Annotated in this window: 23 protein-coding genes and 4 pseudogenes; 14 read left to right on the top strand and 13 right to left on the bottom strand. The window is 68.9% G+C overall.

Features of this window, described 5'->3' with window-relative positions:
* Positions 1–198 precede the first annotated feature (198 nt).
* Positions 199–420, top strand: a complete 222-nt coding sequence (locus tag P2Q00_RS30410) for a helix-turn-helix domain-containing protein (protein ID WP_275776395.1) — start codon at positions 199–201, stop codon at positions 418–420.
* On the top strand, positions 417–1,133 hold the full coding sequence (locus tag P2Q00_RS30405; protein ID WP_275776394.1) for a Clp protease N-terminal domain-containing protein: 717 nt from the start codon (positions 417–419) through the stop codon (positions 1,131–1,133). The genes P2Q00_RS30410 and P2Q00_RS30405 overlap by 4 nt, the downstream gene beginning before the upstream one ends.
* Before the next feature lie 46 nt (positions 1,134–1,179).
* On the opposite strand, the gene P2Q00_RS30400 is transcribed toward P2Q00_RS30405, so the two are convergent.
* Positions 1,180–1,446 (bottom strand): winged helix-turn-helix transcriptional regulator, encoded by a 267-nt coding sequence (locus tag P2Q00_RS30400; protein ID WP_275776392.1) that lies wholly within the window; start codon positions 1,444–1,446, stop codon positions 1,180–1,182.
* Positions 1,447–1,901: 455 nt separating this feature from the next.
* On the opposite strand from P2Q00_RS30400, the pseudogene P2Q00_RS30395 reads away from it, so the two are divergent.
* Positions 1,902–2,118: pseudogene (locus P2Q00_RS30395) on the top strand (IS630 family transposase); the annotation flags it as partial.
* A 65-nt stretch (positions 2,119–2,183) separates the two neighbouring features.
* Entirely contained in the window at positions 2,184–2,723 is a 540-nt protein-coding gene (locus P2Q00_RS30390; protein ID WP_275776390.1) for a hypothetical protein, read from the top strand.
* A gap of 136 nt (positions 2,724–2,859) precedes the next feature.
* Here the strand turns inward: P2Q00_RS30390 and P2Q00_RS30385 are convergent, their stop codons facing one another.
* A complete protein-coding gene (locus P2Q00_RS30385) occupies positions 2,860–3,270 on the bottom strand; it encodes an HAD family hydrolase (RefSeq protein ID WP_275776388.1) in 411 nt (136 codons plus the stop codon).
* Positions 3,271–3,308: 38 nt separating this feature from the next.
* On the opposite strand from P2Q00_RS30385, the gene P2Q00_RS30380 reads away from it, so the two are divergent.
* Entirely contained in the window at positions 3,309–3,614 is a 306-nt protein-coding gene (locus P2Q00_RS30380; protein WP_275776509.1) for a hypothetical protein, read from the top strand.
* 232 nt (positions 3,615–3,846) lie between these two features.
* Here the strand turns inward: P2Q00_RS30380 and P2Q00_RS30375 are convergent.
* Both P2Q00_RS30375 and P2Q00_RS30370 read right to left on the bottom strand, forming a co-directional pair.
* Positions 3,847–4,039: pseudogene (locus P2Q00_RS30375) on the bottom strand (ISKra4 family transposase); the annotation flags it as partial.
* 187 nt (positions 4,040–4,226) lie between these two features.
* Entirely contained in the window at positions 4,227–5,144 is a 918-nt protein-coding gene (locus P2Q00_RS30370; protein ID WP_275776387.1) for a LysR family transcriptional regulator, read from the bottom strand.
* A gap of 100 nt (positions 5,145–5,244) precedes the next feature.
* Here P2Q00_RS30370 and P2Q00_RS30365 point away from each other — a divergent pair, with 100 nt between their 5' ends.
* Together P2Q00_RS30365 and P2Q00_RS30360 are read left to right on the top strand one after the other, a co-directional pair.
* Positions 5,245–6,267 carry an NADP-dependent oxidoreductase gene (locus P2Q00_RS30365; protein WP_275776385.1) on the top strand — a complete coding sequence of 341 codons (1,023 nt, stop codon included), beginning with the start codon at positions 5,245–5,247 and terminating at the stop codon, positions 6,265–6,267.
* A gap of 63 nt (positions 6,268–6,330) precedes the next feature.
* Positions 6,331–6,953 (top strand): annotated as a pseudogene (locus tag P2Q00_RS30360) (IS5 family transposase); the annotation flags it as partial.
* 32 nt (positions 6,954–6,985) lie between these two features.
* Here the strand turns inward: P2Q00_RS30360 and P2Q00_RS30355 are convergent.
* Entirely contained in the window at positions 6,986–8,539 is a 1,554-nt protein-coding gene (locus tag P2Q00_RS30355; protein WP_275776383.1) for a putative glycoside hydrolase, read from the bottom strand.
* 215 nt (positions 8,540–8,754) lie between these two features.
* Here P2Q00_RS30355 and P2Q00_RS30350 point away from each other — a divergent pair, with 215 nt between their 5' ends.
* The gene (locus P2Q00_RS30350) at positions 8,755–9,792 is read left to right on the top strand and encodes a polysaccharide deacetylase family protein (RefSeq protein ID WP_275776382.1); all 1,038 of its coding nucleotides are present in this window, start codon (positions 8,755–8,757) and stop codon (positions 9,790–9,792) included.
* Between the two features lie 292 nt (positions 9,793–10,084).
* Here the strand turns inward: P2Q00_RS30350 and P2Q00_RS30345 are convergent, their stop codons facing one another.
* Complete coding sequence (locus P2Q00_RS30345) at positions 10,085–10,330, bottom strand: hypothetical protein (RefSeq protein WP_275776381.1); 246 nt, start codon at positions 10,328–10,330, stop codon at positions 10,085–10,087.
* A gap of 194 nt (positions 10,331–10,524) precedes the next feature.
* Here P2Q00_RS30345 and P2Q00_RS30340 point away from each other — a divergent pair, with 194 nt between their 5' ends.
* From P2Q00_RS30340 to P2Q00_RS30325, 4 genes are all read left to right on the top strand, one after another.
* On the top strand, positions 10,525–10,977 hold the full coding sequence (locus P2Q00_RS30340) for a hypothetical protein (RefSeq protein ID WP_275776380.1): 453 nt from the start codon (positions 10,525–10,527) through the stop codon (positions 10,975–10,977).
* Between the two features lie 259 nt (positions 10,978–11,236).
* On the top strand, positions 11,237–12,586 hold the full coding sequence (locus tag P2Q00_RS30335) for a GH25 family lysozyme (RefSeq protein WP_275776379.1): 1,350 nt from the start codon (positions 11,237–11,239) through the stop codon (positions 12,584–12,586).
* Between the two features lie 62 nt (positions 12,587–12,648).
* A complete protein-coding gene (locus tag P2Q00_RS30330; protein WP_275776377.1) occupies positions 12,649–13,065 on the top strand; it encodes a hypothetical protein in 417 nt (138 codons plus the stop codon).
* Positions 13,066–13,101: 36 nt separating this feature from the next.
* Positions 13,102–13,851 (top strand): D-Ala-D-Ala carboxypeptidase family metallohydrolase, encoded by a 750-nt coding sequence (locus P2Q00_RS30325; RefSeq protein WP_275776376.1) that lies wholly within the window; start codon positions 13,102–13,104, stop codon positions 13,849–13,851.
* 60 nt (positions 13,852–13,911) lie between these two features.
* Here the strand turns inward: P2Q00_RS30325 and P2Q00_RS30320 are convergent, their stop codons facing one another.
* Positions 13,912–14,976, bottom strand: coding sequence for a helix-turn-helix domain-containing protein (locus tag P2Q00_RS30320; protein ID WP_275776374.1), 1,065 nt, complete (start codon positions 14,974–14,976; stop codon positions 13,912–13,914).
* A gap of 292 nt (positions 14,977–15,268) precedes the next feature.
* Here P2Q00_RS30320 and P2Q00_RS51270 point away from each other — a divergent pair.
* A pseudogene (locus P2Q00_RS51270) lies at positions 15,269–15,337 on the top strand (hypothetical protein); the annotation flags it as partial.
* Between the two features lie 320 nt (positions 15,338–15,657).
* Here P2Q00_RS51270 and P2Q00_RS30310 read toward each other — a convergent pair.
* On the bottom strand, positions 15,658–16,653 hold the full coding sequence (locus P2Q00_RS30310) for an extracellular catalytic domain type 1 short-chain-length polyhydroxyalkanoate depolymerase (RefSeq protein ID WP_275776372.1): 996 nt from the start codon (positions 16,651–16,653) through the stop codon (positions 15,658–15,660).
* 195 nt (positions 16,654–16,848) lie between these two features.
* Between P2Q00_RS30310 and P2Q00_RS30305 the strand changes: the two genes are divergently transcribed.
* Complete coding sequence (locus P2Q00_RS30305; protein ID WP_275776370.1) at positions 16,849–18,009, top strand: RICIN domain-containing protein; 1,161 nt, start codon at positions 16,849–16,851, stop codon at positions 18,007–18,009.
* A 94-nt stretch (positions 18,010–18,103) separates the two neighbouring features.
* Here P2Q00_RS30305 and P2Q00_RS30300 read toward each other — a convergent pair whose 3' ends face one another.
* The 5 genes from P2Q00_RS30300 to P2Q00_RS30280 all read right to left on the bottom strand — a co-directional run bounded on the left by P2Q00_RS30300 (position 18,104) and on the right by P2Q00_RS30280 (position 22,874).
* The gene (locus tag P2Q00_RS30300) at positions 18,104–19,093 is read right to left on the bottom strand and encodes a WDGH domain-containing protein (RefSeq protein ID WP_275776368.1); all 990 of its coding nucleotides are present in this window, start codon (positions 19,091–19,093) and stop codon (positions 18,104–18,106) included.
* Between the two features lie 84 nt (positions 19,094–19,177).
* Positions 19,178–19,495: a helix-turn-helix domain-containing protein gene (locus P2Q00_RS30295; RefSeq protein ID WP_275776367.1), complete on the bottom strand. Its 318-nt coding sequence runs from the start codon at positions 19,493–19,495 to the stop codon at positions 19,178–19,180.
* The gene (locus P2Q00_RS30290; protein ID WP_275776366.1) at positions 19,492–19,641 is read right to left on the bottom strand and encodes a hypothetical protein; all 150 of its coding nucleotides are present in this window, start codon (positions 19,639–19,641) and stop codon (positions 19,492–19,494) included. The genes P2Q00_RS30295 and P2Q00_RS30290 overlap by 4 nt, the downstream gene beginning before the upstream one ends.
* Before the next feature lie 171 nt (positions 19,642–19,812).
* Positions 19,813–21,729 (bottom strand): ArnT family glycosyltransferase, encoded by a 1,917-nt coding sequence (locus P2Q00_RS30285; RefSeq protein ID WP_275776364.1) that lies wholly within the window; start codon positions 21,727–21,729, stop codon positions 19,813–19,815.
* A 56-nt stretch (positions 21,730–21,785) separates the two neighbouring features.
* Complete coding sequence (locus tag P2Q00_RS30280; RefSeq protein ID WP_275776363.1) at positions 21,786–22,874, bottom strand: NlpC/P60 family protein; 1,089 nt, start codon at positions 22,872–22,874, stop codon at positions 21,786–21,788.
* Positions 22,875–22,889: the final 15 nt, after the last annotated feature.

The following is a 22,889-nucleotide window of genomic DNA, read 5'->3' as shown; positions in this document are numbered from 1 at the left end:
TCTGCTCTGTCAGAAGCTTCAGTCTCGGCTCGATGAGCTCACCCGAGCAGGCTGCAACCGTGATCGCTGACAGACACCGGCTGGCGCGCCCCGACGGCAGGAGAACCCGGGCCAAGGCGGCTGGACCATGCAGCTCGACCACTTCGTATCGTCAGCATATGTTGACGCCATCGCATCCGTCAGCATATGCTGACGAGCATGCAGAGCACACTCGAAATTGCCGAGGGCGCCGCCAGCAACGACCCGGACGTCGGGCTCCGCGCGGTGGCCGCCCTGCGAGAACTCACCGAACGGCTGGAGATCCTCCAGGTCGAGAACGCACGGAAGCTGGGCTGGTCCTGGCAGGACATCGCCCAGCGACTCGGCGTCACCAAGCAGACCGTGCACCGCAAGTACGGCCGGTTGATCGGGAGGCCATGATGTTCGAACGCTTCGCCCCCGACGCTCGTACGGTCATCGTCCACGCCCAGGAACACGCCCGACGCCTGGGACACCACTACCTCGGCTGCGAGCACCTCCTGCTCGCCGTCGTAGCCACCGACCAGCCCGCGAGCGTCGTCCTGCGGGAGCACGGCCTCACGCCGGAGCGCGTCGAGGAGGAGATCGTCCGCCAGGTCGGACTCGGGGCAGGGTCCCTCCTGTTCGGCACCCTCAACCGGGACGCGTTGGCCGCCATCGGGATCGATCTCGACGCGGTGCGCGCCAGGATCGAGGAGTCCTTCGGACCGGAAGCCCTCACGCGAGCCGGCCGAACCGTCCACCGAGGCACCCGCATGTCCAGGCTCAACCCCCGGCGCGGAGTGCCCCCGACCCTCGTGCGCCGCTGGCGCCGGCGACGCCGCGCCCGAGGCGCCGTCCTTACGGCATCCGCCCCCGCTTGTGCCGGTCTCCATGAGGCCACCGGCGCCCGCCCCTCCGGGCACATCCCGTTCACCCCCCGCGCCAAGGAGAGTCTGGCGAACACCGTCCGTGAGGCACAGGCCCGGCACGACGACACCATCGGCATCGAGCACCTCGCACTCGGCCTCATCGCCATGAACGGCGGTTTGGTGCCCTCTGTCCTGTCGGCACTCGGTGCGTCAGCCCCGGCACTGCGCGCAGCGATCCTTGACCGCTACCGGCAGGCGAGCTGATCCCGCTCCTCACCGGGGGCGATGAGAGGCCCAGCTCCCGCCCTGATTACGGCCGTTGATGCTGTTCCGACCAGCTCGCCAACGGTCCGAGCGCATCGAGCAGTTGCCCTCCCGCAGCGGTGATGCGGTACGTCGTGTGGTACGGAAAACTCCCCTCCCGGTCGCGTGAGACCAGGGCCTCGTCCCGCAGTTTGTTCAGCGTCCGGTTCAGGACCGAGTCCTGGATGTAGCGCTGCTTCGACGGATGTTGAGGATCCGGTGTTCGGTCCCGGACGGCCTGGAGCAGTGCGCCGTACTGGATCGGGCCTGCCACAAGCACTTCCAGGATGTCCGTGACCCACTCTCGACGCAGGATCCGCAACGCATATCTGCATTGGTGGGAGACGGAACGGCCTTGGGAATGGTCTTGCCGGTGCTGATCGTTGTGGCGGTGCCGGCCTTGAGTCCTTCGGTGAAGCAGACCAGGCCAGCGCGCGACCCGGGCGCGTCGTTGGGCATCGCTCTCCGCCGGATCTCGCACAGCAAACTCCTTGTCCGGGCGGTCAGTTGGCAGGATCGGTTACGCCGCGGCCATGTCGAGGAAGCGCCGCAAGGACTCAGGGTCGGTATGGCGGTTCGCGTACTGCGGTCTGACGAGCCAGTACGCCCCCGGAGGGGCGGTGCGGCAGAGATTGGGGACGACATAGCAATTGCGTCCCAGGCCACGAGAGCCTGGCGCGAATCTGGAAGGATTCCCCCGACCCGGCCCGTGAGGCGAAGCTGGACCGGATCGAGGCGCACTTCGGACCGCTGAGGCAGTTCACCATCGCCAACTCCAACCACCCCAACCACACCGTGCAGACCCGGGCGCTGCACGCCTACTGCGCTGGCGCAACGCCAACACACGTCACCGCGACGTCCTGGCCGCCGAACGCTGGAACGCACCCGCATCCGAAGCGAGAACGGCATCCGCTGGGGTGGACGCCCTCTCCAAGCCGCAGCCTGACGGCAACCCCGCGAACCTGCGCGGTCACAGCACTCTCCCGGGGTGGTCACGTCTACGCTGGCTGCGTGACATTGGTGTGGGTGACGGGCAATTCCGGGACTGGTAAGTCCACGGTCTGCGGGATGTTGCGAGCGCGTGGCTACCTTGCGCTCGACGCCGACGAGGACGGCTTCAGTCGCTGGATCGACCGCGCCAAGGGCGAGGTTGTGGTGGATCCTCCGTATCCGGTTCCTGGAGGCTGGCTTGACCGATACGGGTGGGCGATCGTCCGTGGGCGCGTTGAGACCCTCGCAGAGGAGTCTCGTTTCCGCATCGCGTTCTTGTGTGGGTCGGCGGAGAACGAGGCAGACGTCCGCGATCTTTTCGACCTCATCGTGTGCCTGGTGATCGACGAGGACACCCTCCGCCACCGGCTCGCGACCCGGACTACGAACGCATTCGGTCAACATCCCGAAGAGCTCGCAGCGGCTCTGAAGTGGAATCCTCGGATGCGAGCGATCTACGAAGGCCGTGGCGCGGCGATCATCGATGCATCCAAGCCGGTGACCGAGGTGGTGGACAGCGTGATGGGCGCAGTTCAGGGGCTGACAGGGGCCACGCGATAACTCGGATCACGTCTGCGCGCTGCGTGGTCGCTCAGCGGCAGTCCAACCGCCACGACCCCCGACGCGGCGAACCTGAGTGGCCAGAGCACTCGCCAGGCGCGGTCATTGAGGTGCGCATCGCAGAATGTCGCGACTGTCACTTCGGCCGCCGGTCATCGCCACGCACGAGTTTTACCAGCACTTCGGTATCGCGCAGATCGGACAGCACCGCCTCTGCCCCCTCGTCCTGAAGCGTTGCTTCATCGCTGCGGCCCGACGCCACCGCGATCACCCGCACCCCGTTGGCGTGGGCGCCTTCCACATCGGCTGGCGTGTCACCGATCAGGACCGAGTCCGCGGCGGTTGCGCCGGCGCGCTGGAGGGACGACCGGACGAGTTCGGCGCGCGTGTCGTCATCCTCGCCGTACGCGCCGAGTTCCCAGCGGATGTGCCGGTCGAGGCGCGGTCGTATCCGATGCGCGCCGACATCGCTGGTGGGAAGCGCGACAGCGGCTCGAGCAGCACGCCGCCCCGCTTGCCCGTCAGGTTGGCGAGGGCAATGTCCCATGGACGGTTTTCGGGCCGACCAACGTTGAGATGCACGCAATGAGTATCGAGATGCTGGTCGGCGAAGCCGTCGAAGGACTCCGCGTGGCTGGTCAGATCGACACCAGCCGACTACCCAGCCGGGAGCGGCAGTTCACGTTCGGACTGGAGCTGGCTCGGTGCCATGACCTGCGCCGCGAAGATGCCGCGGTGCTCGTGCACCTCCTCGACCTCGAAGAGATTGCGCCCGAAGACCTTGCGCGCAGCGCGCTCGCACGCAGCATGATCCTTGACCTGCAGAAGCGAGTCCGCCCCACATTCCGTCGCCGGGTCACGGACCTCACCCAACGACTCCAACTCGTCTGACACGAACCCGTGGTTCACCCGAACTCTCAGTTCGGGTCGGCCGCTACCTCGGCGTACAAGCCATCGAACGGATCGCGCAACCCGGAGCAGTTGCTGTCGATCCTGCATGCGCCGAGCCGGTCCTCTACTTCCTCCTACCGCCCGGCAGTACGGAAGGTTGGGACGTCCCGCCCACTCGCCGGCTCGGTACGCACGCTTACGTCGTACTGCCACCCGCTGGTAAGGATTCGTCGCCTTTGCCGTAGACCTGGATGACCGTGGCATCTCGCGAGGGCACGGGGTGGGGATCTTCACCCTGTAGTAGGCGGTGGTGTCGACGACGGCGACCGCCAGCACGCTGAGTCGACGCTTGCCCAGCACCTTCCACACCGTCACTCGATCGCGGCCTGGGCCTGGTCGAACGAGCCGCGGACCGCCTCTGACGGAGACAATTGCACCTCTCCATCCCCAGCTTCGGGCGGCCTCGGAGTTGCTCGGCTTGATTCCCCAGGCGGACCCACGCTGACCTGTGGTCAGGCAGCAAGAGGGAGGGGTCGCCCATTAGCCGGACAGCACCAGGGCCGTGGCCGCATTCCGCAAATCGCGATCGCCCGGGTCACGCACTCGACCTGATCAGGCCTCGCCGCTGGGAAGGCCCACGCCCTGGGGGACGGCGGCCCGCAGCTCCCTCACCAAGGCGCGTACGACGGTGGATCTGGCCAGTTCGGAGGTGGTGACATAGCCAACCTGGCGCGTCGGGCGGTTGGGGCCGAGATCAGTGATGCGGATCGAGTTCGGTGCTCCGGCCAGGGAGAGCGCGGGCATGATCGCCATTCCGTGGCCTCCGCTGACCAGGGCGAGCACCGCTCCGTCGTCCTCGGCCTCGACGGTGGCCTTGGGGATCCAGTCCTGTGCGGCCCACCAGTCGCGGGTGTACGAGCCGCAGTTTTCGGCCCAGTCGACCAGCGGCAGCGAGCGCGGGGCGGTGTGACCCGGCGCATGCACCAGGGTATACGGCTCCTCGAAGAGTCCGCTCGCGACCAGTCCGGGTGGCAGCGGCGCGGAGCCACCCAGCGTGGCGATGGCTATGTCGGCTTTCCCGTCGGCCACTTCGCCGGCCGTGCCGCGCCCCACCTCGCGTACGATCCGCACCCGCGGCTCGATCCCGGGATGCCGGGCGCGCAGCCGCTGCAGAACGGGCGGCAGCAGGTGGAGAGCCGCGCTGCGGAAGGCAGCGATCCGTAGCGGCCCCTCAGCCGCGTCGGACCGGGCCGCACCGCGCGCCTCAGTGGTCAGGACGTCCAGCAGGCGCAGGATGTGGCGGGCGTGCGCGACGGCCTTCTCTCCGGCAGGGGTGGGGCGGGCGCCGGTGCGGCCGCGTTCGAAGAGAACGGCACCGATCTTGCGCTCGCTGCCGCGAACCGAGTGGGAGACCGCGGACTGCGTCAGACCGAGTGTCTCGGCCGCGGTCGAGAAACCGCCGGTGTCCGCGGCCGCCACCAGGACGCGCAGTTCGTGCGGGGCGAGATCGGAGTCGGTCGTACGGGGCACGGGGTGCTCACCTCAACGTATGAGAACTGCTCATGGAACGGGGCCTCGCATGAGCCCAACCGGCTGCCCACCAGGCACATTCCCGCCCTACGGTCCGGGCATGAACGAGACCGCGCTCACCGTGCACCAGACCGCCCGCCCCCACGGCTTCCCCACAGCCGAGCACTTCGCCTTCGTCGAGCATGCGCTTCCCGACCCCGCGGCCGGCAGCGCGGTCGTGGAAAACCTGTACTGGTCCGTCGACCCGTATCACCGCGAGATGATGGACGACGTGCCCGGTGGCTTCGCGCTCGGCGCACCGCTGGAGGGGCGCACCATCGGGCGGGTCATCGCCTCGCGTACGCCTGGGCTGGCCGAGGGCGAGATCGTGTTCCATCGACGGGGCTGGCGCACGCATGCAGTGGTCATGCCCGAGGAGATCCGGCGGCTGCCCCGCTTCGACGGGGTGCCTCTGACCGCGTACTTGAGCATCCTCGGTGGCACCGGTCTGACCGCCTATGTGGGCCTGACCCGGATCGCCCGGCTCCAGGAGGGCGAGGATCTGTTCGTGTCGGCCGCCGCGGGCGGGGTCGGCACGGCGACCGGGCGCTTCGCCCGGCTGCTCGGCGCCGGACGGCTCGTGGGCAGCGCGGGATCGGCGGCGAAGGCCGGCCATCTCACGCGAGAGGTCGGCTACGACGCCGTCTTCGACTACCACGAGGGGCCCGCCGCCGAACTGCTCGGCAAGGTCGCGCCGGACGGCATCGACGTGTTCGTCGACAATGTCGGCGGCGAGCAACTGGCCGCGGCGGTGGGAGCGTTGCGCGAGTTCGGGCGCATCGTCCGCGTCGGCACGATCAGCCAGTACAACAATCCCGACGCGTCGCCACCGCGCTTCAACTACGCGGACATCGTGGAAAAGAGCATCCGCATAGAGGGCTTTTTGGTGAGTAACTACCGTGACCTGCAAGAGGAGTTGCACGAGTTCGCGATACCGCATTTGCAGAGCGGCCGGCTTGCTCTGGACGAGACGGTCACCGACGGGTTCGAGCACATCGTGGACGCTTTCCTGGGAATGCTGCGCGGCCAGAACACCGGCAAGATCATCGTGCGAGACTGCACGCAAATCCCGTCCGTGAACTGATGCCTCCCTCCGCGGCACTAAGAGGCCCTAACAGAAGTGGTTGATCATGTGACTGTTGGCTGCGGAATCCTGTTCGTGCTGCACACCGGGATCCAGGAGGCCGGAGTGCGGGAACAGCTGCACGTGCTGCTGTGGAAGAAGCTGCGGTCGGCGAAGAAGCTGGACTGGTCCCGGGCGGTGATCGACTCCTCCCACCTCCGGGCCGCTCGCAGGGACCCCAAAGCGGTCCCAGCCCGGTCGACCGCGCTCGGCCGGGCAGCAGACACCACGTCATCACCGACGCCCAGGGCACCCCGCTCGCAGTGTCGCTGACCGGCGGCAACCGCAACGACATCACGCAACTCCTGCCCCCGCCGGACAAGATCCCGTCCGTCGCGGGGAGCGTCGGCCGGCCCCGACACCGCCCCGACGCGCTGCTCGCCGACCGTGGCTACGACCACGACAAGTACCGGCGCCCGCCGCGGGCCCGGGACATTCGCCCGGTCATCGCAGAACGAGGTCAGCCCCACGACTCCGGACTGGGCATCCTCCGGTACGTCGTAGAAAGAACGATCGCCTGGCTGCACGGCTTCCGCCGCCTGCGCATCCGCCGGGAGCGACGGGACGACATCCATCAGGCTTTCCTCGGCCTCGCCACCTGCCTCATCACCCACAGACACCTACGACGCCTTCGTCAGGACCTCTGAGTACAGTCACCGGCTGGAGATCCAGGCTCTTGTCATCGCAGGGTGGTCAGTGCCGCCCCTTGGTACATGGCTCCGGCGTTCCAGAGCAGGAAGGAGTTCATGCCGTCCCCGGCCGCAGCTCTGATCTGGGCGGCGACTTCGGTGGGGCCGTAGTGGATGCCCAGGGAGAAGTCCTGGAGCCAGGGGACGATCGTGGCCCTGGTGCCCTTGACCTGTTTGGCGAAGTCGGCCAGCGACCGGTTGACGATCTCGTACGGGCTGGCATTCGGACTGGCGACCCCGTACTCACCGACGGCCCAGTGCGAGGGATAGACCATGGGAGCGATGTAGTCGGCGTGTTGGGCTATGGCGGGGATGTCCTGGGCGATTTCGGTGGGCCGGGTGGCTGCGATGCCAAATACCGAGACCCCGAGGTGTTTGCCTTCCGGCTGGATGCGGCGCTGGGTGTCGGCGACGAACTCGGCGATGGACTTTTCGGGGGTCTGGTCGCCCAGGCCGGGGAAGCGCATTGTGGAGAGCTTCCCGTCGGGGCGGCGCACGTAGTCGTACAGGATGTCGTCGAAGCCCAGCTTCGCCGCTTCGGCGGCCAGGGCGATGTTGTACTGGCGGACCTCGGGATCGGCGAAGTTGGTGAACGAGAGCGTGCCGTAGTGGCCGCCGTCGTACGGGCTGCCGTCAGGGGCCTGGACCAGGCGGTGGTCCTTGCCCTGGTGGTGGGATGCCTGGGCCAGGATGGGGTCGCGGAAGGCGACGATGCGGCCGATGACGCGGGCTCCCATGCCGTGCAGGGTGTCGATCGCCTTGTGTGCGTCGTAGCGGTTCTTCACGGCGCCGATCTCGCGGGCCAGCGGCACGGAGGAGTCGTAGCCGACCTCGCCGTTTTCGTCCTTGATGTCGAGCTCGACGGCGTTGAGCTTCTTGCCTTTGACGAGCTGGAGAACCGGGTCGCGGACCTCAGGTGAGGACCAGCCGATGGCGGTCAGGTGTGCGGCCCGGGTGAGGGGAAAGGGCGCGACCGCGTTCACGTGCTCGCGGGTGACGTTGCCGGCCGCGTCCGTGGCCGCCACCTCGATGCGGGCGGGGGGCTTTTCGAGCCGGCGGGAAAAGGTGCCGTCGTCGCCGACGGGCACGGGCGCACCGGCTATGGAGACCTTCACCTGGCCGGCGTCCTCGACCCGGCCGCGTACCGTCACCGGTGCTCCTGGCCCAGTGGCTCGGGCTGGGGACAGCCGCAGTTTCGGGGCGGTGGTGTCCACGGTGAATGTCCGGGATATGTCGTCCAGGAAGGGCAGGCCACTGTGGGATGTGGCCGTCAGTTCGTGCTTGCCCTCGGCGAGCGAGGGGGTGTCGAGTATGAGGCGGTCGTCGGTTTGGTGGGTGTGCACCGGATTACCGTCGAGCCGCACCTCCAGCTCGGCCAGGTCGGCCCCTTCCTCGGCGGTGATTGCAAGGCGCGGGTTGCTGACGTCGGCTCGGCCCAACACACCCTTGTTGCTGAGCCCTTCGACCTGGAGCCGACCGGAGGAGGACTGTATCGCGAAGGCCCCGACCGCCGCACAGACCGGGACCAGCACGGAAATGGCCATGACGGTGAATCGCGTTCCGAGTCTTTTTCCGCGCATGTTCACTCTGCCGTTCTCGAAAGAGGGTTCCTTGCGATATGACATAGCCGCCACGCCGTCCACCCGAGTGGTTTCGAGCGAGTAATCATGCATTCGGCCTATCGTGCCGGGGTGTGCGTCACGCTGTTGCCCGAGGCTTGGAGGCGACGGGAAGTATCTCGTTCGCATCCGGAGGCATCATGCGTCAAACCCACCGAAGCGGCGGCGCGGTCGTCGTCGCATCGGTCATCCTGCTGGTCACCGCCTGCTCGGCAGCCCAATCCCCGCCGCAAGGGGGCCAGGACGGGCCGTCAGTACGGGCGCGCAAGGTCGGCGGGCAGGCCGCGGTTGCCCACCCGGCGACAGTGCAGGCCGACGAGCTGGGTGCGGTCCCGGTGCTGATGTACCACCAACTGGTGGCCGAGCCCAGGAGTGCGTACGACCGCACGCCGCAGGACTTCCGCGCCGAGCTGGAACGGCTGGCACGGGAGAGATACGTACCTGTCACCGCGCGGGAGTTCAGCAGTGGGAAGATCGACATACCCGCCGGTACCCACCCTGTGGTGCTGACCTTCGACGACTCGACCGTCACCCAGTTCCGTCTGGACGCGGATGGCCGGCCCGCGTCCGACACCGCGGTGGGCATCCTGCTGGACACCGCCCGGAAGCACCCCGGATTCCGCCCCGTGGCCACCTTCTTCGTCAACGCCGACCCGTTCAGCGAGCCAGGCGGCCGAAAGTCGTTGGACTGGCTCGTCAAACACGAATTCGAGGTCGGCAACCACACCCTGCGGCACACCGCGCTGGGGACGGTGGACGACGACACCGCCCAGAAGGCCATCGCCGACAACCAGAGGGCGATCACCCAGGCCGTGCCCGGCTTGTCGGTGGTGTCGATGGCACTTCCCAACGGTTCGATGCCCAAATCCCGGCAACTGGTGCTGCAGGGAACCGCCGACGGTGTGCGCTACCAGCATCAGGGCGTCTACCTGGTGGGAGCCGACCCCGCCCCTTCCCCCTTCTCGACCGCTTTCGACCCGGGTGCCATCCCGCGAATTCGCTCCCAGGGGGCGACCGGCCCCGAAGCCCAGTTCACCTCGACAGCCTGGCTGGACAAGCTCCGCGACGGGACGGTCAAGCGTTACACCTCGGACGGAGACCCGAAGAAAATCAGCTTCCCCAGGTCCGAGGCGGCCCGCCTCGCCCCCGCTCACCGGCCGGCCGCCCGGCCGTACTGAACGGGCAAAACTGGACCCGAACTTCAATGATCAAATGGTCTACTCCGACCGAACCCGGGTCACTCAGATCAACGGGCCGGACGCAGCCGACGCCACAGGCCCCGTCTCCGGCAATCCCGCATCATCGGCAACCCTGCGGACAGGCCCCGGGTCCGCCCGCGCGGCCCACAGCTCCCTGACGTCGGTCAGGTGTCTTGTACGAGCAACCAGCCCCGCTTGGCGTCCGGCGAGACGAACGTGAACGCCGTAGGCGCAGCGCCGAGATTGAGGTGGAACGGCTGGAAGTTCGGGCTCAGCTGCAGTGCCAGTCTCCAGGGGCCGCGAACGCCCGTACGGCAGCCGTCTCGTCCGCCAGCTCTTCGTCGCCGTCGGTGTGGACGGTGAGGTAGAGGCCGACGCGATACAACTTGTCTTCCCCGCGGGCGAGTTGAGCCGAGAGGTCGTAGGCGTCCTCCGTTGCGGCGTCGGCGTGCGGGTCGGGCAGGCGGCCCTTGTCCTGGCCGTAGCGGCGGCCGGATTCGAGACGGGCCTTCTTCACCAGCCGAAGAAGTGATGCCTTCAGGCAGCCAGGACACCAACAAGAAAGAACCAAGAATGGGATCTTGGCGCACCGCCACGGTCGCAACCCAGGGGATTCCGCTGATGTGGAGATCTTTAGTGCCGGCTTAGTAGATTGAGTTCGCCCTGCAAGGCGGTGCGGACCCGGCGAGTGCCGCCCTCTGACCGCTGTCCGTGGACGGCTTGCTCCTCCTTGCGACCGCAGGCCTGCTCAAACTGCCGGACCGGACCAATCGGCGCTTCCGCTGGACCGTGTGGCCGGTGTTCTTGTTGGGAATCGCGGTCTCACTAGCCGCCAACATCGCCGCCGCGCCAGCCCTGGCCTGGAAGCCGATGCTGGTCGCAGGCTGGCCACCGGTGGCGCTGCTGCTTGCCGTGGAACTCTTGGCCCACGGTCCGAGCGCGCGTGTGGAAACCGCACCCGGTAGCCGCCCAGAGGTCGACGAGGCGGTCGCCGGCGATGCTCTGCTGGATCAGGCGTGCCAAGTGGACGCCCAACACCGTGAGTTGCATCAGCGCCCGGTCTCGGCCGAGTCGCTGCGCAAGGAATTGCACATCGGAACCGAACGGTCGAGGCAACTGGTGAGGCTGATACGCGCGAGCCGGAACGGCGACATGATGCAGTGAGTGGTTGTTGCCCTCTCGCTGCACGCGGAGACCTTGCCAAGTCGGCCAGGTCGAGTGGGCCTCGCCGCGCCGCCCATCGTGCTCTCCCCCCGCCGCCCAATCCCAAGATCATCCCAGCGGTAGTCCGTCCTCGCAGGTCACAGCCGTGTGACTGTCCCAGCATCCCAATCCGGGACAAGGCGATCCACCCCGCACGGCAACGCTGCCAGCATGACCTGCGCCGGGAGCTCCCGGTCACTCACAAGAGGGGGAACACCAGATGGGACAGAGGACGGCGCTTCTGCGGGGACTGACCCTCGTCGCAGCAGCGGTCCTGCCCCTGAGCGGGCCCACCGCGGTGCAGGCGGCGCAGTCCGTGGCGACTGCGGTGGCGGTCTGCGGGCACACGAACGCACAGCCCACCCTGCAACGGGGATCGACGGGGGACTCGGCGATCGAGGCGCAGTGCGAACTCGATCTGGCGACAAAACCGAGCCGGTACACGCCGATTGCTGCGGACGGCTCGTTCGGGCCGGCGACGGAGACGCGGGTCAAGGAGTTCCAGCGGTGCGCCGGGCTGGATGTGGACGGTGTGCTCGGTCCGCGGACCTGGGCCGCACTGAACACCTGGGCCGCGCAACCGCACACCTGTGCCACCCAGGGGGCGTCGAGTACGGCGCAGTCGACCGTCTGCGGCCACACCGACACGCGACCGACGCTGCGAAGGGGTGCGAACGGCACTGAGGTCAAGGAACTGCAGTGCCGCCTGAACCTGGCCATGGAGCCGTTCCACTATGCGCCGTTGACGATCGACGGCGACTTCGGGGGCGGGACCGAGTCCCGGGTCATCGAGCTCCAGAGCTGCGCCGGCCTCGGTTCCGACGGCGTCGTGGGACCGAACACCTGGGCGAAGCTTGGGGACTGGTCCAGCCGTAACACGTACTGCACGCCGCCGCGCCCCGCCGGCTACCCGATCGACGGGCTGGACACGGCCAAGTACCAGCACCCCGGCGGCGCGCCGATCGACTGGAAGGCCGTACGGGCCTCGGGCGTCGAGTTCGCGACGGTCAAGGCGACCCGAGGTACGAACGTCACCGACGAGTACCTCGCCACCGACCTCCCGGCGGCCAGGGCGGCGGGGCTGGCCGTCGCGCCCTACCACTTCTACACCGGCAGCTCACCCGACACGGGTGCCGCGCAGGCCGACCGGTTCATCGCCGCCGTGCGGGCGACCGGCTACACCGGGCAGCGGGCGGGCGACCTGCCGCCGATCTTCGACCTGGAACGCATGGACGACGGCACCGGCCGCTGCCCCACCTACGGCACGGTGGCCGACACCAAGGCCTGGCTCGACCGGGTGGAGGCGGCCTTCGGCCGCACTCCGATCATCTACACCCAGAAGTCCTTCCTGGACGACTGCCTGGGTTCGACCACCGCCTTCGCCCGCTATCCGCTGCAACTCGCGGACTACCGCCGGTCGATCACCCAGCCGCCGCTGCCGAACGGCTCGACGACCTGGGCGATGTGGCAGTACACCGACGCCGCCCTGTTCCCGGGCATCAAGGCACCGGCGACCGCGGACGTGTTCAACGGCACCCAGGCCGACCTGGACCGTCTGGCCAACCGCTGATCCCGCCCACAAGCAGGGGACCCCGCGTGACCATCCCGCCCCCTCACCGTAGGGAGACCACCATGATCCGCAGCAGAACGATCGCCTCGGCCCTGTTCGCCGCGGCCGCACTCCTGGGAGCGGGCGTCGCGCCCGCCTCGGCACAGTCCTCGGCCGCCGCCCTCAGCTGCTACGGCGGCGCCAGGACCCTGACGTACCACTACCAGGCGGCCGCCAAGGAGTACGGCACCTACACCACGTCCTCGCGGTGCAACGACATCAACATGCGGCTCATCACGGATGAGCCGGGGGTGTACCTGGACGCCTGCGTGGTGTTCGTCGACCACACCACCAAGTGCAACAACGACGACGCGTACACCACACACGGCACCGAGTGGGGAACTGTCGCCACGGACGTCAAGGACGGCACCCACTTCGTCCTGCGTGTGCACGCCTACGACATCGACGCGCAGAACGTCACCTTCCAGATCGCCTACTGACCTCTTCACGCAACATCGTTCCTCGAAAGGGCAACCATGAGTTCCTCCTTCCGCCCCCTCGACCGCCGAGCCATGCTGCGGGGCACGCTGGCCGCCGGTGCCGGCATCACCTTCGGTGGGCTGCTGTTCTCGGGCACCGCACAGGCCTATTCGTGGTCACGCACCCTGAAACAGGGCGACAACGGCGCCGACGTGACCGAGCTGCAGATCAGAATCGCGGGCTGGGCGGCGGACAGCGCCGGCCACAGCCGGGTCGGCATCGACGGTGACTTCGGCCCTGGTACGGCGGCGGCCGTACGCCGGTTCCAGACGGCGTACGGCCTCACCGCAGACGCCAGCGTCGGACCCAACACCCAGGCGAAGCTCAACGCGCTGGAGCAGTCGGACGGCTCCACGCTCCACTTCAACTGGAGCGAGTTCGTGAACCAGACGGACGGCACCTTCAACGGCGGCAAGCTGAGCGCGTCGCAGGTGAAGGAGAACGTCCGCCGCTGCATGTACAAGCTGGAGGCGCTGCGCAAGAAGCTGGGCGACAAGCCGATCACGGTCAACTCCGGTTTCCGCAGCATCGCGCACAACGCCGACATCGGCGGCGCCACCGACAGCATGCACCTGTACGGCACCGCCGCCGACCTCGATGTGCCCGGCGTGGCCAACAAGACCGTCTACCAGAAGGCGGAGACCTGCGGGTTCTCCGGACTGGAGACATACAACACCGACCACCAGCACGTCGACAGCAGGGCTGACCTCGGCCGTGACTGGTGGTGGGAGGACGGCACGATCTGACGCCGTCGCCAGGAGCCGGGGCCCTCGGATACCGCGGGGTAGTACCCGAGGGCCCCGGCTTCAGCTCTTCGGCGTGCCCTTGAGCGCCGCCTGGCAGGAGGGCCAGTCGTGGAAGTCGTGCCGGACGCTCCACAGACGGTGGGCCGCCTTGATGTTCCAGTCCGGGTCGAACGCCCGCAGCGGTGTGCCGTCGAGGTCCCGCAGACGGGCGTCGGAGATCTGGAACACCCCCCAATTGCGGCTGCCGTTGGTGTTCGGCAGCACGTACAGCGGGTCGAGGAACGACGCACAGCGGGCGATGGCCACGGCCGTGTCGGGGTCCTCGACGAACACCTCGCGGATCCGCTTCGCCACCTTGGCCGGCGACCAGGTCGTCATGCTCGCCTTCTGCGCGTAGAGCGCCTTCTTGGTGTCCTCGTCGACCACACCTCGGGCCGTCACACCCGCCAGCACCTGGAACGCGGTCACCCTGCGCAGGGTCTCCGGCCCGAAGTCACTGTCGACGGCGAGTTTGCCCTTGGCCCGCACCAACAGGCGCTGGACCTCACGCACACACTCGTCGTGCTCTCCCATGCTCACCGTCGCGCACGCCGGGGAGTACAGCAGCTTGTCGCCGACCGCCGCAGACCCACCGGCGGGGCCCTCGGAGGGCAGCCACACGAAGCCGGCCACCAGCAGCACCGTGACCACGGCGGCCAGTATCGCGGCCCGCGAGGAAAGCTTCTCGGGCAGCCGGGCCCGTCGCGGCTCGCCGGTCGCCTCCGGGGTGATCTCCAGCGGGGTGATGTCGTCCGGCCCGGGATTCGCCTGTGCGGGTACGGCAGGCTCGGGCACATCCGGTTCCGGGTTCTCCTTGGCGGTCACCGCCGGGACATCCCGGTCGGTGTCCGCCAGCGCCCACAGCCGGTGCAGTTCGCGGAGTTCCTCCGCACTGGCGCCGCACACCTTGGCGAAGGCGTGCACCACCCGGTAGTCCGTCGGGACGCCGAGGCCGGAGCAGTACCGATGCAGACTGGAACCGCTGACGCCCGCCTCCTTGCCGAGGCGGTCGTAGCCCCGGCCACTTCGGTCCTTCAGCATCCGAAGGTGAGCCGCCAACTTTTCGGTATGCGGAGAGGCAACCACACGTCCACCCTTGTTCAAGCCCCTGCTGACGGGTAGAAGCTACAGGGCAGGAAAGGAGCGCGTGCGCCCTTTCGTTGCTACAAATCCGCCATCAACATCCTTTCTAACAACGATATTTGACAGTGCGTCAATCGCCAGCCGACAGCACTGAATTCCACAAGCGTGCGGCAGGTCCATCGATCCGGCCCGAGCGGTCAAGACGACTCGATCGCGGGCGCGTACTACGAACTCGGGTCACGCCTGGCGGCGGTTGGGCCGGCAGGTGGACGAACTGGGTCTGGGGCCGGGGGGCATGTCGGTGCTGGGCGAGATCGCTCTCCGTACCGTCCACGAGGTCACGGAGGCCGCCGCGGCCGGGTACGCGCAGGCGCGGCTGCGTGACTCCGACGAGTTGGAGCGGCGTCGGAAGAGGCTGCTGGAAGCTGGCGTACTCGGGTACCTGCCTTCGGACCTCGTTCTCCACCTCGTCCGCCATGGAGGCGAGTTGATCCCGCAGCCGTCGCACGAGTTCAGGCGGAACCTGTTCAGCCGGGAAACCGTCCGGTGTGCGGTGGCTATGGCCATCGGGTGCGCCTTTCGCCCGAATACGGTTCGTGGGAGAGATTGTCACGCGGCGCGGTTCTTCGCGGGGCGCCGTCTTCCATACGCGTGGATGATCGCGCGCAGTCCGTTGTGCGTTGTTCACGGTGAGGGGCACGCCGGGTGGGCGGCGAAGAAGGACCAGAACGTGTCAGTGGCGTTCAAGGCGTTGGACGGCGCGTCCAGACCCAACAGGCGCTCGACGGCCGTCCGGGGCGCGCTGCCCGGCCACTGGTGGCCCGCTCCGGAGACGGTGATCAGTTCGACCGCGCGGCCGTACGGGCAGGCGGCGGTGAGACGGGTGACCGTCCCGCTCGTGCCGCTGGTCGGCGGGGTGCAGTGGTCGACGGTGCGCCACCCGGCGAGGACAGCGGGTACGGCTGGCCCGTCGATGTGCGCGGGACCCTCCCCACGGCCGCCCTGGTAGGGGATGTTGTGATCGGCCGTGCCGTGGATGTGCAGTACCGAGATCGGTGCTGGGGCGGAGCACGGGCCGAGCTGGGTCGCGGAGTCCGTACCGATCGCGGCGAACAGACGGGTGTCGCAGGCCAGTCGGTAGGCCATGAGGCCGCCGTTGGAGATGCCCGTGGCGTATATCCGCCGCGTATCGACGGGGTGGCGGTGCTCGATGTCCGACACCACCGCGCTGATGAACGCCACATCGTCCACGCCCCGCGCGGCGGGCCGCCCGCAGCAGCCGCCGCCCGCCGCCCAGGCGCGGTCGAGGCCGTCCGGGTAGGCGACGGCGAAGGCGTGCCGATCGGCCTCGGCGTCCCAGCCGTAGGTCTGCTCCGCCTGGGCGGCGGTGCCGAACCCACCGTGCAGCATCACCACCAGCGGCACTCGCGTTCCGGTGGGCAGGCCGGGCGGGAGATGGAGACGGTAGGTGCGCTCCAGACCACCCACGTGCAGGCGGCTGACCGACGACCCGGTCGCCACCGCCGACGCAGATGCGGTGGCCGCGGCGGATCCGTGTGCCCCGGAGCGGGCCGTGCAGCCGGCCGTGAGCAGCACCGTGCAGATCGCGGCCCCCGCCCCGGCGCGCGCCCGCCGGCCCAACTGCCGCCAGAAGGCACGGGAGTCGTCTCTTCGTGTCATGTCGCGACGGTGTCGGTGGACCTTGTGGAAACTCTGTGACACGGCCTCTCGCCCCACCACCCAAGTCGTCCTTTGCGCAAGTGGCTTGAAGGCGACCGGATCCCCGCGCCACGCGGCAACCTCTTTCGGTTCCGCGACCACTGAGGGGAGATCCAGCGGTCGCTCCCTGAGTCGCCTGGATCCGGCCGGTACGCCATGCAGTCCCGCAAACAGGACGACTGCGGAGAAGCCGTCGGCCGCCGCGTCGAAGAAGTTCTGATCGACCTGATCGAGGAGATCTACCGCGTGAACGACGTGAGTGGCGACAGTTCGAGCCGGCAGCCCGCCGAAGCGGCCCCGCGAGTCCGCGGGCGCCACCGGCGCCGGTGGACCGCGACCGGAGTGCTGATCGGCATACCCGCAGTCCTGGGGCCTGCCCTCCTGCTCTCCCAGCCGGAATCCGAGGCTGCGACGATCCACGCCACCGCCTACTACCACCTGGTGTCCGTGCACAGCGGCAAGGTGCTGGATGTGAACGGGAGTTCCACCGCGGACGGCGCCGCGGTCATCCAGTACCAGGACAGCGGCGGCAACAACCAGGAATGGCAGCTGAAGTCCACCGGCGACGACTACTACGAGCTGGTCAACCGCAACAGCGGCAAGGTGCTGACGGTCAAGGGCTCCTCGACAGAGGACTTCGCCGACGTCCAGCAGGCGACCGATGCCGGAGCCACGAGCCAGCAGTGGCGGATCGACGACGTGACCGGCGGCGCCGTCAAGATCGTGTCCCGCAACAGCGGCAAGATGCTGGACGTCAGGTCCGCTGCCACGACGGACGGCGCGGCGATCATCCAGTTCCACGACAACGGAGCCGACAACCAGCAGTGGAAACTGGTGGCCGTGGCCGGCACCGGCACGGCGTCACTCAGCCCCACCCCCACCTCCACCGACGGTGTCGACCCGGCGCAGCAGGTGCTCGCCACGATCAACAAGGCCCGGGAAGCGGCCGGACTGGCGGACTACACCGTCACCGACGGGCTGAACCGCAGCGCCGCGGCGCACACCACCGTGATGGCCGGCGGATGCGGCCTGTCCCACCAGTGCCCGGGGGAGGACGCGTTGGGGGCCCGGGAAACCGCCGCGGGCGTGAAGTGGACCACGGCCGGCGAGAACATCGGCGAGTCCGAGGGCGTCGGCAACGACTCCGCGGCCATCGCCGCGGCCGCGGTGGACCTCACCCGGCAGATGCTCGCCGAGAAGGCGCCCGACGACGGCCACCGGCGCAACATCCTCAGCTCCGCCTTCACCCACGTCGGCATCTCGGTGTGCCGAGACGCGAACGGGACCGTCTGGATGACCCAGGACTTCTCCGACTAACCGGACAGCCCCGGGCCGGACGCGCCCTGGACGACGTGACGGCTGACGACCCGCTCGGGCCTCTCCGCAGGATCGGTATGGCCAGTTCGCCTGCTCAGGTGTCGGTCTTCGGAGCGGCGGACAGGAGAGCGTTTCGGATCTTGTGGGCGAAGTCCTGCATGGGTCGTTGTTCGGCGGCGTCGACGGACGGGGCGTCGAGGACGCTGTCGACCAGGCGGATGGCCTGCTGGATGACCGTGCCCCGGTCGGCGTAGGCGTCGAGGAGGGCGTCGACGTTCGGCTGGGTGGCCGTCGTGCGGGTGCTGCTGTGGCCGGTCGCGGGGGCCGAGGCCGCTTTCGTGCTTCGAGCATGGGCGGGCGGGGCCGGGGTGTGGACGGCCATGCTCTTCTGACTGAAGGCCAGCGAGCGGATGTGCTGGTACTTCTCGTCGGTGGTGCTGCCGTCCCACTCCCAGCGTGGGTCGGCGAACGGCACCGTCATCACGTGATCCAACAGCTCGACATCAGGTGGTGCGATGTGCCAGGAGAGCTTATGTCCCGCAATGTTGAGGTGCAGCAGCTTCCAGCCGGGTTCATCGACGTCGGTTGCCGCGGTCAGGAAGGCGTTGTGGTGGTGAAGGGAGGCGAGCCAGCCGAGGAGATGGGCGCGTTCGCGGTACACGCCGACCCGCTTGGTCTCGACGTCTGCGAGTTGGACATGGAGTTCGGCGGCCTGCCCGACGGCTTGCTCCACAAGCGCGGCCACCAGGTCGTCGGCAGGATCGGTGGCCTGCTGGGGCGCCTGGTCGAGTTGCTCGCGCAGCCGGTCACGTTCGGCGTACAGGGCGTCGAGGGCATCGCTGGTGATCGTGTTGACGCTGTGGCGGTGGGCCAAGGCGGGGTGGTCCTGGTGGCGTCTGGAAGTTTGGAAGTCGAGATCTGCGACAAGCTCGTCGAACCGGTCGCGTTCGGCGGCGAGCATCGCGGCCTCGTCCTGAGCGGGGGTGCCGGTCACGGTGGCGTGGTCGCGGGGGCTCATGCGGTAAACGATGGAGTAGCCGGTGGACAGGCACAGCAGGCTGACGATGAGCAGGAACGGGGTCATGGCGTTGCTCCGGTGATGTTCGCGGCGGATGGGGACGGGCGAGCGGGGCAGTGGCGCCTGTGGCGAGCAGGAGGCGAACTGCGGTTACTCGGCGGCTTTCCGGCAGGGGTGGGCGCGCATGCTGCCGTCGCGCTTGGGCTGGAAGACCCGTCCGCAGTCTGGGCAGGGGAGCGGTTTGTCGCCGGGTTCGATCAAGGCCGCGATGTCGCTGTCGAGGTCGAGCCAGACCAAGAGGGTGACGAGCGCGTCGGCTTCGAGTGAATGGCCGTTGGTGATCCGGCTGAACGTGGCCGGAGCAAGCCGTGTCTGCTGGGCGACACCCCGCCAGGTGAGGCCGAGTTCGCGGCGTCGGGTGTCGAGACGGCGGTGGAGTTGGGGGACGTCCAGGCGGTGGGTGCTCACGAGGTGCGCCTCCCAGCCGGGATACCTACGCGCTCGGCGATGTCGATGTCGCTGCTGTGCGGGGCGCTGCGGATGCCGTTCCCGACGAGGGTGCGTCTCTCGTCCCGCCGGTCGCGGCTGCCGACGACGAGGAAGTCGGTGTGCATGGACGTGTCTCTCCTTGGGGTTTACGGCCCGGTCGGGGGCTCGTCCAAGGAGAGGTCGGCGGGGTGGGAGCGATTACGCGAAATCGGAGAGATTTTTTTCCGGGGTGCGCAAGGGGGAGTGGTTGGGCGGCATGACCACCGCACCGAACGCCCTCTTTTGGGGGCGCCGCCTCACCCCCGGGGGTTGCAGTCGTAGAGGGCGAAGCTGCCGTCGGTGCGGCGGCCGTAGGCAGTGGGCAGGATGCGGGTGCAGTGGGACTTCACCCAGGTCGTGGCGGAAGTGGTGGGGCGCCGGGTGGTGAGCAGCGCATAGCGCAGCTGGTGGGTGGCGACGAGGGTGTCGAGCTGCCCGGTCGTGGGGAAGGGGGTGCTACCGGTGAAGCCGCCCATGACGAGGATGGGCTCGGACTTCGCGCGCAGCAGGGGCTCGGCGGTGTAGGCGGCCTGGGTGGCGAGCAGGTACTTCTCGCCGTGGCGGTGCGTGGTGAGGTAGTCGAGCAGGGCGGTGTCACGGGCGCTGGGCCGGTCGAGCCCGACCCTCCGAAGAGCGCTGCGGTGATGGATGCCCTCGTAGTACGCCTTGCCGACCGGACCGGTCATCGGCGAGGTGGAGGCGCCCGCGTAGAGCGGGTCGAGACTGGAGACGGCCCAGCCGGCCGGCACGACCAGGGTGGCCGCGATCCCGGCGGCGAGGGCGCCGTGGACCATCCGTGGGGAGGTGCGCGGCCCGCGGGTCCACAGGCCCACCACGGCGCACAGCGCCAGCATCACGGTGATCGGCAGCAGCCAGGAGACGAATCGGGTCGGCCAGTCGAGCACCAGCGCCCACGCCGCCGTCAGCGCGATCGCCGCCGGCAGCGCCATGCGCCGCCGATCGCCCGCCGCGGACTCGGCCTCGTACTCGGACCGGAAGAGCGCGAGCCCGCCGCCGGCCAGCGCGGCGAGCGCCGGGGCGATGACGGCGGTGTAGTAGGCGTGGTTGCCGTTGGAGGCGCTGAACACCACGGCGTGCACGGCCAGCCAGCCGCCCCAGAGCAGAAATCCCGCGCGCAGCAGGTCGGTTCGCGGTTGACCGGCGCGCCAGACGAAGCCCAGTACCGCGGCGAGCACGGCGAGCGGCAGGAACCAGGCGATCTGCGGGCCGACCGTGTGGTTGATCAGCATCCCCCAGCCGGTGTTGCCCGTGGTGCGGCTGGCGGCGGTGCCCGCGACGGCGCCGAACGCGGTGGAGTCGCTGCTGAAGCGGCTCAGGCCGTTGTAGCCGAAGACCAGGGCGAACGGATTGTTGTGGGACGTTCCGTCGAGATACGGGCGGTCGGCGGCCGGTGTCGCCCAGGCGAGGAAGACCCAGAAGCAGGAGACCGCCAGCGCGACCGCACTGCCCGCGAGGAAGCGCAGAGCCCGCTTCAACGGCGTGCCGGGAGCGGCGAGTTGGTACACCGCGGCGAAGACCGGCAGCACCAGCCACGCCTGCAGCATCTTCGCCTGGAAGGCGAGCCCGACCCAGACCCCGCAGGTGATCAGCGGCAGCAGTCGCTCGGTGCGCACCGCCTTCTGCAGCGCTCCGGCTGCCGCCACCAGGAGGAGAGTGAGCGCGGTGTCCGGGATGGTCGCCCGGGTGAGGACCACGGTGACCGGGGTGAGAGTGAGCGTCAACGCGGCGATCAGCGCGGCGAACGGCCCGGCCCAGGCCCGTACGATCCGGTGCAGCAGCCATACGGTGACCACGCCCTCGACGACCTGCGGAAGCGCGGCCGCCCAGGTGTGCGGGCCGAAGAGCCAGACGGATATGGCATCGGGCCAGAAGGCGCCGGGCAGCTTGTCGATGCTGATCGCACCGCCGGCGTCGAGCCCCCCGAAGAAGAAGGCGCGCCAACTGGAGGCCATCGACCGTATCGCCGCGCCGTAGAAGGGGTGGATCGCGGCATGCCCGATGCCCCAGGAGTACAGCACCGCGGCGACGGCCAGCACCGCGGCAAGTGCCGGGCGCTCCCAGCGTGGGGCGTCTTCCGGCCGGCCGGAGAAGCGGCTCGCCGCCCGGCGGCCTCGGTGCGCGCCGGTGGGGCGGGCGGCGGGGATGGCGGTCATGGTGGTGGTCCTCGGATCAGCAGGTCAGGTGGGGCGGCGGTGCACAGGCCGCCGGGTCACAGGCGGCGGGCTGCCCGGAAGCCGCGGGCGTAGAAGTCGGTGCCGTCCAGCAGCGCGTGGCCCGACAGGTCGCCCATGGTCGGACCGTTGGCGGCGGAGCGGCTGGAGTAGAAGCGATGGCGGCCTTGGTCGTCGATACCCATATAGATGCCGACGTGGTCGATCAGGTTCGGCTGGTCCTTGATGATGGCGAAGAAGACCAGATCGCCGGGTTGCAGGATGCTGAGGTCGGTGGGCAGTTCGCCGGTGCTGGGGATCAGCAGGCGGCCGGGACCGTAGGCGGCGATGGCGAAGGCGCGGCGCGGCAGGCCGGAGCCCCGGGTGTTGGTGTTGTGCAGGGGGATGCCCATCCGGTAGCCCCACACCAGACGCTGGAAGCCCGAGCAGTCGACGTCGCCGTAGCGCTCCTTCTCCGGCTGCATGCGCGTCCCGTCCGGGAAGGTCCAGGGGATGCCCAGATAGTCGTAGAAGTCGGATTTCTCGTCGTAATAGGCGAAGTCCAGGGGGTTTTTGACCCCGGCATTGCGCGGGCCGAAATGCGCGGTGCCCGCGTAGCGCACGCCGGCGGCGTTGTGCTTGTCGGGCGCCCCGGCGCTGCTGTACTGGAACGCCACCGCGAAGACGTCCGGGCTGCTGTCGCCGAGCGCCTTGGCGAACCAGCCCTTGAACCAGGCGGACTTCTCCATGCCCCGCTGCCACTCGTGCGGCAGCACCCGTACCCAGGCGTCCGTGGTCACCTTGGCGGTGGTGGTCCGCGGCTCGCTGAAGCTACGGGTGGGCCCGGCGAGTACGGCGGTACGGGCGCCGTCGGTGAAGGTGGCGAGTGTGCCGCCGTCGGCGGTGCGGGCCACGGTGCGGCCGGGGGCGGACAGCCGCTCGAAGGAGTGGGCCCCGGTGGGCCGGGCGCTGGGGCCGGTGCCCGTACTGTCGGCGGCCGTACCGGTGCGGTCGTCGCTGCCGTGCCCGCGGTGTTCCCAGGCGTACCCGCCCACCGCCCCGGCGGCCGCCACGCCCGCGATCGTCCCGAGCACGGTGCGGCGAGTCGGGCCATTTTGTCTGGGTCTGCCGCCGTGTGTGGAGTGCATGGCCGATCCTCCTGG

This window comes from Streptomyces coacervatus (assembly GCF_029223485.1).
Classification (GTDB): domain Bacteria; phylum Actinomycetota; class Actinomycetes; order Streptomycetales; family Streptomycetaceae; genus Streptomyces; species Streptomyces coacervatus.
This window is presented reverse-complemented; position numbering and strand designations above follow the sequence as displayed.

What these genes read in the sequence shown, in the direction of transcription:
- P2Q00_RS30410 (WP_275776395.1), top strand. Translation starts at nt 199, where the DNA reads ATGCAGAGCACACTCGAAATTGCCGAGGGCGCCGCCAGCAACGACCCG.
- P2Q00_RS30405 (WP_275776394.1), top strand. Translation starts at nt 417, where the DNA reads ATGATGTTCGAACGCTTCGCCCCCGACGCTCGTACGGTCATCGTCCAC.
- P2Q00_RS30385 (WP_275776388.1), bottom strand. Translation starts at nt 3,270, where the DNA reads ATGGGACATTGCCCTCGCCAACCTGACGGGCAAGCGGGGCGGCGTGCT.
- P2Q00_RS30380 (WP_275776509.1), top strand. Translation starts at nt 3,309, where the DNA reads ATGAGTATCGAGATGCTGGTCGGCGAAGCCGTCGAAGGACTCCGCGTG.
- P2Q00_RS30365 (WP_275776385.1), top strand. Translation starts at nt 5,245, where the DNA reads ATGAACGAGACCGCGCTCACCGTGCACCAGACCGCCCGCCCCCACGGC.
- P2Q00_RS30355 (WP_275776383.1), bottom strand. Translation starts at nt 8,539, where the DNA reads ATGGCCATTTCCGTGCTGGTCCCGGTCTGTGCGGCGGTCGGGGCCTTC.
- P2Q00_RS30350 (WP_275776382.1), top strand. Translation starts at nt 8,755, where the DNA reads ATGCGTCAAACCCACCGAAGCGGCGGCGCGGTCGTCGTCGCATCGGTC.
- P2Q00_RS30335 (WP_275776379.1), top strand. Translation starts at nt 11,237, where the DNA reads ATGGGACAGAGGACGGCGCTTCTGCGGGGACTGACCCTCGTCGCAGCA.
- P2Q00_RS30330 (WP_275776377.1), top strand. Translation starts at nt 12,649, where the DNA reads ATGATCCGCAGCAGAACGATCGCCTCGGCCCTGTTCGCCGCGGCCGCA.
- P2Q00_RS30325 (WP_275776376.1), top strand. Translation starts at nt 13,102, where the DNA reads ATGAGTTCCTCCTTCCGCCCCCTCGACCGCCGAGCCATGCTGCGGGGC.
- P2Q00_RS30310 (WP_275776372.1), bottom strand. Translation starts at nt 16,653, where the DNA reads ATGACACGAAGAGACGACTCCCGTGCCTTCTGGCGGCAGTTGGGCCGG.
- P2Q00_RS30305 (WP_275776370.1), top strand. Translation starts at nt 16,849, where the DNA reads ATGCAGTCCCGCAAACAGGACGACTGCGGAGAAGCCGTCGGCCGCCGC.
- P2Q00_RS30300 (WP_275776368.1), bottom strand. Translation starts at nt 19,093, where the DNA reads ATGACCCCGTTCCTGCTCATCGTCAGCCTGCTGTGCCTGTCCACCGGC.
- P2Q00_RS30290 (WP_275776366.1), bottom strand. Translation starts at nt 19,641, where the DNA reads ATGCACACCGACTTCCTCGTCGTCGGCAGCCGCGACCGGCGGGACGAG.
- P2Q00_RS30285 (WP_275776364.1), bottom strand. Translation starts at nt 21,729, where the DNA reads ATGACCGCCATCCCCGCCGCCCGCCCCACCGGCGCGCACCGAGGCCGC.
- P2Q00_RS30280 (WP_275776363.1), bottom strand. Translation starts at nt 22,874, where the DNA reads ATGCACTCCACACACGGCGGCAGACCCAGACAAAATGGCCCGACTCGC.